Annotated in this window: 10 protein-coding genes; 7 read left to right on the plus strand and 3 right to left on the minus strand. The window is 45.8% G+C overall.

Annotation, left to right across the window (positions count from 1 at the left end):
• Positions 1–193: hypothetical protein (locus tag RIG66_RS30435; RefSeq protein WP_446383342.1), on the plus strand; the 193-nt coding region annotated here is incomplete at its 5' end.
• A 439-nt stretch (positions 194–632) separates the two neighbouring features.
• Here RIG66_RS30435 and RIG66_RS30440 read toward each other — a convergent pair.
• The 3 genes from RIG66_RS30440 to RIG66_RS30450 all read right to left on the minus strand — a co-directional run bounded on the left by RIG66_RS30440 (position 633) and on the right by RIG66_RS30450 (position 1,979).
• Positions 633–791: a hypothetical protein gene (locus RIG66_RS30440; RefSeq protein WP_446383344.1), complete on the minus strand. Its 159-nt coding sequence runs from the start codon at positions 789–791 to the stop codon at positions 633–635.
• Complete coding sequence (locus RIG66_RS30445; RefSeq protein WP_446383346.1) at positions 772–999, minus strand: hypothetical protein; 228 nt, start codon at positions 997–999, stop codon at positions 772–774. Before RIG66_RS30445 ends, RIG66_RS30440 begins: the two co-directional genes overlap by 20 nt.
• Before the next feature lie 218 nt (positions 1,000–1,217).
• Positions 1,218–1,979, minus strand: a complete 762-nt coding sequence (locus tag RIG66_RS30450; protein WP_446383348.1) for a hypothetical protein — start codon at positions 1,977–1,979, stop codon at positions 1,218–1,220.
• A 365-nt stretch (positions 1,980–2,344) separates the two neighbouring features.
• Here RIG66_RS30450 and RIG66_RS30455 point away from each other — a divergent pair, with 365 nt between their 5' ends.
• From RIG66_RS30455 to RIG66_RS30480, 6 genes are all read left to right on the plus strand, one after another.
• Positions 2,345–3,559, plus strand: coding sequence for a 2,3-bisphosphoglycerate-independent phosphoglycerate mutase (locus tag RIG66_RS30455; RefSeq protein WP_446383350.1), 1,215 nt, complete (start codon positions 2,345–2,347; stop codon positions 3,557–3,559).
• A 223-nt stretch (positions 3,560–3,782) separates the two neighbouring features.
• Complete coding sequence (locus RIG66_RS30460) at positions 3,783–4,070, plus strand: hypothetical protein (RefSeq protein WP_446383352.1); 288 nt, start codon at positions 3,783–3,785, stop codon at positions 4,068–4,070.
• Between the two features lie 194 nt (positions 4,071–4,264).
• Positions 4,265–4,408, plus strand: a complete 144-nt coding sequence (locus tag RIG66_RS30465) for a ribbon-helix-helix protein, CopG family (protein WP_446383354.1) — start codon at positions 4,265–4,267, stop codon at positions 4,406–4,408.
• A 334-nt stretch (positions 4,409–4,742) separates the two neighbouring features.
• Entirely contained in the window at positions 4,743–4,988 is a 246-nt protein-coding gene (locus RIG66_RS30470) for a hypothetical protein (RefSeq protein ID WP_446383356.1), read from the plus strand.
• A 285-nt stretch (positions 4,989–5,273) separates the two neighbouring features.
• A complete protein-coding gene (locus tag RIG66_RS30475) occupies positions 5,274–5,846 on the plus strand; it encodes a zinc ribbon domain-containing protein (protein ID WP_446383358.1) in 573 nt (190 codons plus the stop codon).
• Positions 5,847–6,124: 278 nt separating this feature from the next.
• Positions 6,125–9,277 (plus strand): transglutaminase family protein, encoded by a 3,153-nt coding sequence (locus RIG66_RS30480; protein ID WP_446383360.1) that lies wholly within the window; start codon positions 6,125–6,127, stop codon positions 9,275–9,277.
• The last annotated feature ends 197 nt before the right edge of the window (positions 9,278–9,474 follow it).

The following is a 9,474-nucleotide window of genomic DNA, read 5'->3' on the forward strand; positions in this document are numbered from 1 at the left end:
CTGTCTCAGGCAAGACCTATTTGGGGAAAAGAGCCTGGGCGCACTCGCCGATGTGACTGAATTTCCTTTCCCACGTTACTTTGGAAAGGCTCGTACACCCAGGCTAATTGATGAGCTAAACACAGACCTGAATTCTTACAAAAGAAGGACTCATAAAACGTTTAACCACTGGCAAGAGCCTTATCCTGTTTAAAAAAGGTATGCAAGTTGCCAGAGATATGCTTAAAACAATTAATATGGATGGAGTAGAGAGGTTACTCGAACAGAGAAACTATCATGAAGACTACATTAGTTACAAAAGTCAATTAGATCTTATACTAGAGCAATCAGAAGAAGAGTAGAGATGTTGCCTGCAACGTCTCTACAGGGTTTTTAGGGAATGTTAAACTGTGTCATTTATCAACCCTTCAAAAACTCAACCTTATCGGTTTTTTCCCACGGCAATTCCAGATCCATCCTGCCCACATGACCATAAGCCGCCAATTTTTGATAAAATCCTCCCTCCCATTAAGTAGGTGGACACAATTAAAGTTAGCAGTGGAGATTAGGGAACAGGGAACAGGGAACAGGGAACAGTAAGGGTTTGAGGCTTGTTTACATAACTTAATCTAGTTAAGTTTATTTCCACCAACCTACTTAGTTAATCGTTTCACTTGTTCATTGAGGTCATCCATTGAATCCATAACCTCAGGAAATGCCTGGGCTTTTGTCTGAGGAACATAGGTTTGTTCGGCTTTCCCATTAGCTTCTGCTTGCTGTTGTTCACCTAAATCAGCCTGAATCTCTGCCATCGCAGCATCGAGGTGTTCTCTGGCTTGGGCGACGGCTTCCTGACAGCGTTGGGAAAAAGCAATGCTTTCTTTGAGTGCAGTTTTGGCTAATGGCTGTTCCAGTATCGCGGCGGCGGGAAGTACAATTAATTGGTGCTAGTGCGATCGCACTGAGTCCTTCTATCGTTAACGTCTCTGTTGCGTCTTGAGTCTCATAGTCTGATGCCATTATTAACCCTCCTCTGGTTTACCCACAGAGGAAATGTAATTCAAATTAATTTTTGAATTCATCACTCTTTAGATTTAGATTAGAAAAGATTCCCGAACAAACCTATGTTAACTAGATCACAAAGTTGAGCAAGACGAGGAGGTTCATGGTTCATCGTTGATGGTTGATGGCGATGAGTGATGAGCTATCAACCATCAACCCTGACAATTATTTGACAATTATTGGAAGTTATAACCGACTCCCAACAACAATCCCACAGCCGGGTTGTCAAACAGCGAGATATTTAAGGAAGCCGTTGCTGTTACTTGAGTCGTCAACGGTACATCCACACCTCCCGTAGCCAGCAAATCCACTGAACTGTCATCTCCTGTCGAGATAGCGATTCCAGCGCCAACATAAGGAGAGACTCTAGCACCCAAGTCTTCAGTTACATCCACAGTCACGTCGGTGACAGCAGGGGTAAAGTCGAGAGTGACAGGTAGCAGAATCGTTGGCTCATCTTCGATGAGGACTGATGGACGAACCGAAATATTGCTGGTTAAGCCAATTTTGCTGAAGACAGCGAAGCTTGTTTCACCCAGAGCCGTATCACCATCTCCCACTCCGATATTACCGCCAATTCCGATATAGCTGGAACCTGAACGAGTTGCTCGACCGGGCGACACATCTGTTGTATCAATGTCCAGGGGTTCCGTCGGAGCATCCGGTGGAGGTACAGTTTGTTGAGCCAGGTTTTGTGGGGGAGTTGCGGGGAGTATATTTCCTGTATCGCGAGTGCGGTTGAGTTGTGAAGGATTAGTTGGGAACCTCCTTTGATCAAGAGAAATTGCACGTCCAGGAGATTTTAAACTTTCCGCACGGGTAGAAACATTTTGCCACGGATAGGGTGCATCTATTCCTTGGTGAGGAGAGGATTCCGCCGTTTGCGCTCGAACTGACGGTATACTCGATACTATTATTAAGGCAATAGTACTGATCAAAGAACAGGTTTGTCTGAAAGCGAAACTCTTCACATGTATACCTTCTGAGTAAATAAATTATGTCAAAACGCGCTCTTAAGGCTGCTGGGTTGTCTTAACTCCCAAATTTGGCAGAAAATGGCACGATTTGCTTGATTGAGCTAAAAGAAGCTTAACGGTGATTACTTCGTTTGACTTCTACCCAGAGAAAAAAATAATATCTACCTTAAGGTAGATAGATTGGAGAGCGTTGGTATAGTAAATGAAATGGTCTGTAAGACTTAAAAATTCCAAATTTAAAAGGTTTCTACCTTAAGTTGAATTGCCTATTTCGCTGAATTCAGTTAACAATGCCAGTGAGGGACGCTCAAGGGGAACGAATTATTATGGATATTAGTACAGTTTGGGAAGACTTAGCTTGGCAACAAGGTGGTAAGATTGTTTATTTAATTCTAGATGGGGTGGGCGGATTGTCTGATCCAGATAAAGGTGGGACAGAATTGCAAGTCGCCCAGACGCCGAATTTAGATAAATTGGCACAAGAATCGAGTTGTGGTCTATTGGAAATTGTCGGTCCGGGAATTACACCGGGTAGTGGTCCGGGTCATTTGTCTTTATTTGGTTATGATCCCCTGAAGTATAATGTGGGTCGCGGTGTTTTATCGGCGTTGGGAATCGAGTTTGATCTTAAGGAAAATGATATCGCGGCGCGGGTGAATTTTGCCACGATTGATAAACAGGGTAATGTTTCCGATAGACGGGCGGGTCGAATTGCGACGGATGTGAATCGCCGTCTTTGTGAAAAGATTCGGGACAAGGTTAGCTTGGATTTTGAAGGGGACTATTTCTTTGAAACCGTCAGCGAACACCGGGCGGTATTTGTGTTAAGGGGTCAGGGATTAGGGGGAAATTTACCGGATACTGATCCGCAAACCACAGGCGTTCCCGCTAAAGATCCGACGCCTGAATCAGAAGACTCCAAGAAAACCGCCGAATTAGTGCGATCGTTTATTGATCAGGTACAGCAGGTTTTAGCCGATGAAGACCAAGCTACTGGGATTTTAATGCGTGGGTTTGAACGCTATCAACCCTTGCCAGCCATCCGCGATCGCTTTAAACTCGATGGGGTTTGTGTGGCTGATTATCCCATGTATCGCGGCGTGAGTCGCTTAATCGGCATGGATGTTGTCCCCCGTCCCGGTGGCATGAAACAACGATTTCAAGCGCTGCAAGAGGTTTATGGGGAAAAGTACAACTTCTATTTCCTCCATGTTAAGCATTCCGATAGTAAGGGAGAAGATAGTAACTTCGAGGGTAAGGTAAAAGTCATTGAAGAAGTGGATCAGCTTTTGCCTTTAGTTACTGGACTCAATCCCGATGTGTTAGTCGTGAGTGCAGATCATTCCACCCCGGCGGTAATGGGAAAACACAGTTGGCATCCTGTCCCCGTGATGATTCATAGTAAATATGCCCAAGTGGATGATGTCGCGACATTTGATGAATATGCTTGTGGGCGGGGGATGTTAGGATTGCGTCCTGGAGTGCAGTTGATCGGATTAGCGTTGGCACATGCGGGACGATTACGCAAGTATGGGGCGTAATTAATCAACATTAATCGGACAGGTAGGGGCGCATAGCGATGCGCCCTTCCCATAGCGATGCGCCCTTCCCATAGCTATGAATTTAGTCCGCGCAGGCGGACTTTGTTTGTGTAGTTCCGCGATTTCAATCGCCTCCTCAGCTATTGGGGAAGCTTTAGCGTAAAATCGAAACATAAGTACATAAATAATTAGAACTAAAACGCAACAGGGGCATCTGTCAACGATGGAAAGTAAAAGCATTCAAAGTCAGCCAGATATGAAAAAACCTGAAATGCAAATGAGACGGATTACCAGTTATCAGGCACTGTGGAGACCCCTGGATAATAAAGGTCACTTTTGGTTTACCTATTTTGATGGCGATAGAGAACGCACGGAAGATTTAGATGCAGACAATTTCCGAATCATGCTCGATATCTTAGATACAGATAAGCCGATTTTCGGCGATCACTCCACATCTGCTGTTGCCGTACATTGGCCCGACAATGATATCCAGACTGGAGCATGGGCATAATTGGAACAGAGTTGACTTCTCCACGCTTTGAAAAACGTGGATTCGCCAGACGTTGTTCAGTGACGGGTTAAAACCGCATCACTTCACTTTATCTCTCAGCTTAATTTTACTAGTAACTTAGCTAACACGTTTGTTTTTGGAGTTTCTCATCCTGTGCTGCTAATATGGTATTATATTAGCACAAATATGGGATTATGCAACGATACAACTTGAGGTTGTCAGACAAAGAGTATGAGGCGCTCAAAAGACTATCAGCAAGCACCGAAAGGTCAATAAACGAGCTAATCAGGGAGGCTATTCGACAATATGCCGAAGTAAAACAGGACACATTAGGTTAAAACCTTATCGAAGCTTTCATCCCCCGGTTAAACTTGCCCTCGAACGAAGTGAAGGGACACGGGGGTTCTCAGCCTCGGTTTTGATAGGCAAGATGGGGGAGGTGAAAAAAAGGAGAGTGTTGTGTAGAGACGGGTTTTACAACTATCGTTTTTGATCTCTCCCAGATGCCACTAAACCCGCCCCGATTAAGTGCAAGCATTAATAAAGAGAGTCCCTATCTCCCTTATCGCCCTCATTCCCTCATTCATCTTGGAATCCTGGAGCCATCTGCCATCTGCCTTGGGCAGTACCAACGTGTAAGCATTCAACCGGACATGATATGAAGCAGGTGAGATGAAACGAATTACCAGCTATCAGGCATTGTGGAAATCTCTGGAAAACAAAGGTCACTTTTGGTTTACTTATGCTGATGGTGAACAAGAACGCACCGCTGATTTAGATGCCAAGAACTTCAAGATGATTCTGGAAATGCTGGGAACCCAGAAGCCAATTTTCGCCGATCGCACCACCTCGACTGTGGCATTACATGGGATAGTTTCCCAGAAACGCCTAGAGGTTCCGCTTAGAGATTCGCACTGAGGAAGGGAGAAGAGGGAGCTGGGGAAGCTGGGGAAGCTGGGGGAGATAAGTAAGTTAACTCAAAACTCTACCTTACCTATTGCCCATTGCCCATTGCCTATTGCCCATTGCCTATTGCCCATTGCCTATTCCCTGTTCCCTGACAAATGACGAATGACAAATGACGATCCTCACTCCTGCTGACTGACTGATGGGATGTGATCTAACACAATTGTTAAGAAGTTTCACCAATGGTGCCTTTCCCCTGAATAATGATATAAGGAGAATTTTTTGGGAGAGGTTATTATGGCTTACGTATGCGAGATAGGCACGGGCCACAGAGTTTACCTCGATAATCAAGGAACACAGACAGTTGTCACCACTCTCAGTGGTAGTCCAGGACAACAGCAACAAGCCAGTAACGGGTTTCAAACCGGAAACTGGACATCACCGCCGGAGGTATTCCGCACGCCTAACGGTGTGGTGTTAAAGATTTCTACAGCGCAAGGAGATCATTTTATCCAAGTGCAAGGAAGCAGCATGAGCGTAACCAGTGGAACTCCGTCTGTTAGTAGTTCCCAACAAATGCAAGTGCAGCAAGTCGATAGCACACCCGCTTCATCAACGCCTTCAATGGAACCGATGAAGCCCATGGAACCAATGAAACCCATGGAACCGATGAAGCCGATGAATATGGGAGACATGCAAATGAATATGAACCCCATGGAAATGCGGATGGGCAATATGGAGATGCGGATGGGATCACCGAAGTCATCTTCATCTCCGGCTCAAAGCAGTAAAAGCTTTTGCCCTCAATGCGGCTCATCCCTGACGCCTAGCGATCGCTTTTGTTCAAGTTGCGGACATCAGCTAAATTAACTGCGATCGCAGAAACTCGAACAAGGTACACCATCGATTGCCAAATCATCGTGGTGTAGCATAACTAATTCGGTGGATTAGATTCCGTTGGGTTTCCTTGCGTCAACCCAACCTACAACTTCCATCCAGAAACCGTAGGGGCGCATAGCGTGCGCCCATAAAATCGACAAAACTAATGTTGAAGGTTGGGATGAGGCAACAGGCATAACGAATAACGAATGACGAATGACAAATGACGAATGACATAAGACGAATGACGAATGACAAAAGGATGACCAATGCCCATTAAAGTTAGCCTAAATCATCAACTTGCTTATCACTTCGAGCGCCCCGTTATTCTTAGTCCTCACACCCTAGGATTACATCCATCTCCTCACTGTCGCACACCCATTCAAAGTTATTCTCTAACTATCCAGCCTCAAGAGCATAGTTTAACCTGGCAAAATGACCCCTACGGGAACCGCCTAGCCCGCTTGAATTTCCCCAAGCCTACCGATACTCTCGCGATTGAAGTCGATATTATTGCCCAACTGCAACCGATTAATCCCTTCAATTTTTTGGTTGAACAGTATGCTGAACGCTATCCCTTTAACTATGATCCCCAGCTTCAAAAAGAACTGAGTCCCTTTTTAGACATAACGGAATCAGGGGAACTATTATCTGCTTGGCTAGAAAACAATCGCAAAACGGATATCTACACTACCGATTTTTTATGCTCTATTAACCAACAGCTTGCCCAGGATATTACTCATACCATACGCTTAGAAACCGGAATTCAATCCTGTGCAGAAACCTTGACCCAAAAAGTCGGTTCCTGTCGCGATACCGCCTGGTTACTGGTGCAAATATTACGACATTATGGTTTAGCGGCGCGATTTGTATCTGGCTATCTGATTCAACTCAAAGCAGACAATCCCCCTGTCGATGGAGCCCCAGGCATCGAAGCCGATTGTGCCGATTTTCATGCTTGGGCAGAAGTCTATCTTCCCGGCGCTGGCTGGATTGGATTAGATCCCACATCCGGCTACTTAGCGGCGGAAGGACATATTCCCCTCGTCTGTACTCCATCCCCAGAGGCGGCGTCTCCGGTGATGGGTACAAGTGAACCCTGTCAGTCTCAGTTAGAGTTTGCGGTGAAGGTGTCGCGTCATGAAACCATTGCCAGCCCCAGTAAACCCTATACAGAAGCCCAATGGCAACAGATTAATAGTTTAGGTAAAGCCGTAGACGAAAGGCTACACCGTGAAGGTGTGGGCTTAACCATGGGCGGTGAACCCACTTATGTTTCCATTGACGATTTTGAATCTTCCCAATGGCAAATTGCCGCCTTCGGTGAGGAGAAACGCAAAATTGCCGGACAGTTACTCAAACGTTTGGAAGCCCGGTTTTCTAAAGGAGGAGGATTACTGCATTATGGGTTAGGAAAATGGTATCCCGGTGAGATTTTACCCCGATGGGCATTAGGATGCTACTGGCGCAGTGATGGTACTCCGATTTGGCGGAATCGAGAGTGGTATGCCGAAGAAGGCAAGGATTATGGACATACAGCAAAACAGGGGGAGATATTTATTCAGGCGTTAGCGAGGCATCTAGGTGTTAATCCTGACTGTATTATTCCCGCCTATGAATATGAAGGGGACATCGGTGGGTATGTTTTACCGATATTACCTGTATTAAACGATGAGCAATTGTATTGGAGTACCTGTCATTGGCGATTCCCTGATGAGAGGCTGAATTTGTTAGTGGGTGATTCTCCCGCCGGATTCCGTTTACCCCTGAATTCCATCGATTGGTCTGAGGAATTGGTACAGGAAGGAATTGTCCCCTTGGAGGCGAATCCAGCCCTACCTAGTCCTGACTTTATTGATTCGCCTGACAATAGCATTCGGGTTGCGTTAAGTGTAGAAGTTCGCCAAGGAATTTTACATGTTTTCCTACCGCCTTTAACGTCGGCGCGAAGTTTCTTAGATTTAATCACTGCGATTGAACAAACCGCCGCTAAAGTCAAAATTCCGGTGTTAATTGAAGGGTATACCCCTCCCGGTAATGACGGAATTGAAGGGTTTCAAATTACGCCAGATCCGGGTGTGATTGAGGTGAATATTCATCCAGCCGAAAGTTGGCAAGAATTAGTTGATATTACCACAACCCTGTATGAAGAGGCACGGCTTTGTCGTCTGGGAACTGAAAAATATACCCTAGATGGACGGCGGGTAAGTACAGGGGGAGGTTCCCATATTACGATTGGCGGCAAAACTCCATTAGAGAGTCCTCTATTACGGCGTCCGGATTTACTCAGGAGTTTGATTAGTTATTGGCAAAATCATCCCAGTTTATCCTATTTATTTGCAGGGTTATTTGTTGGACCCACCAGTCAGTCGCCCCGTGTGGATGAGGCACGACATGAGAGTTTATATGAGTTAGAGATTGCCTTTCAAACGTTACAATCGGGTGAAGATGTAGCGCCAGAATTAGTAGACAGACTCTTACGGAATCTCTTAGTTGATGTAACGGGGAATACTCATCGCACCGCTTTCTGTATTGATAAGCTGTATCCGGTGGAAAATTACCGCAATCAGTTGGGATTACTGGAGTTTCGGGCGTTTGCCATGCCACCCCATCTGAGAATGAGTTTACTGCAAATGCTGCTAATTCGGGCGCTGGTGGCATGGTTTTGGGAGCATCCCTATACCCAGAATTTAATTCGCTGGGGTACGATGTTGCACGATCGCTTTCTGTTACCGTACTACATTGGCGAGGATTTGCGGCAGGTGATCCGCGAGTTACAGGAGGCGGGGTATCCGTTTCAATGGGAGTGGTTTGAGCCGTTTTTTGAGTTCCGGTTCCCCCAGTATGGCGAGATTAGCCGAGAGGGAATTGAGTTAGAATTACGACACGCGATCGAACCCTGGCACGTTTTAGGGGAAGAAACGGGTAATGGGGGAACCGCTCGTTATGTAGATTCTTCCATGGAACGGATACAGGTGAGACTGCGGGGAGCGATGGGGCATTCGCCCAATCAAGATAATTTTTCATCCCGTTATCAGGTTACTTGTAATGGGAATCCAGTGCCATTAAAGTCTACCGGAATACCGGGAGACTATGTGGGTGGGGTACGCTTCCGCGCCAGGGAATATGCGGCGTTATTGCATCCTTCGATTAATTCTCATTCACCGTTAGTCTTTGACATTGTAGATACTTGGACGCAACGCTCAATTGGCGGCTGTCGCTATCATGTTAATCATCCCAATGGCATCGTTTATGATAAGTTTCCCGTTAATCACCGAGAAGCGGAGTCACGGATGTTGGAACGATTTATTCCTCAGGATCATACACCGGGAATAATTTCGATTCCACCCTTATCATTGAGTCCGGAATATCCGTTGACATTAGACTTGCGACGGGTGAATTCGTTTAATCAAGAGACATAACTTGATAAAATCCTGTTTGTCGTAGGCGAGAGAAGCCCTATATCAGGGCACGATGGTATCCATGGGTGTCAACTTAAGCCACATTACCCACGATAGGATACTGGGTGTGGGGTATGGGGTGTGGGGTATGGGGGAAAGCGAGCAATTTTGGGGAGCTATGTATTAAACGGAGCCTGTTTGAAAAAAACATTGTGGAT

Source organism: Coleofasciculus sp. E2-BRE-01 (genome assembly GCF_040221695.1).
Taxonomy (GTDB): domain Bacteria; phylum Cyanobacteriota; class Cyanobacteriia; order Cyanobacteriales; family Coleofasciculaceae; genus Coleofasciculus.

Excerpts from the sequence above, each read along its gene's own strand:
- RIG66_RS30440 (WP_446383344.1), bottom strand. The coding sequence starts at position 791 with ATGGCAGAGATTCAGGCTGATTTAGGTGAACAACAGCAAGCAGAAGCT.
- RIG66_RS30445 (WP_446383346.1), bottom strand. The coding sequence starts at position 999 with ATGGCATCAGACTATGAGACTCAAGACGCAACAGAGACGTTAACGATA.
- RIG66_RS30455 (WP_446383350.1), top strand. The coding sequence starts at position 2,345 with ATGGATATTAGTACAGTTTGGGAAGACTTAGCTTGGCAACAAGGTGGT.
- RIG66_RS30460 (WP_446383352.1), top strand. The coding sequence starts at position 3,783 with ATGGAAAGTAAAAGCATTCAAAGTCAGCCAGATATGAAAAAACCTGAA.
- RIG66_RS30465 (WP_446383354.1), top strand. The coding sequence starts at position 4,265 with ATGCAACGATACAACTTGAGGTTGTCAGACAAAGAGTATGAGGCGCTC.
- RIG66_RS30470 (WP_446383356.1), top strand. The coding sequence starts at position 4,743 with ATGAAACGAATTACCAGCTATCAGGCATTGTGGAAATCTCTGGAAAAC.
- RIG66_RS30475 (WP_446383358.1), top strand. The coding sequence starts at position 5,274 with ATGGCTTACGTATGCGAGATAGGCACGGGCCACAGAGTTTACCTCGAT.
- RIG66_RS30480 (WP_446383360.1), top strand. The coding sequence starts at position 6,125 with ATGCCCATTAAAGTTAGCCTAAATCATCAACTTGCTTATCACTTCGAG.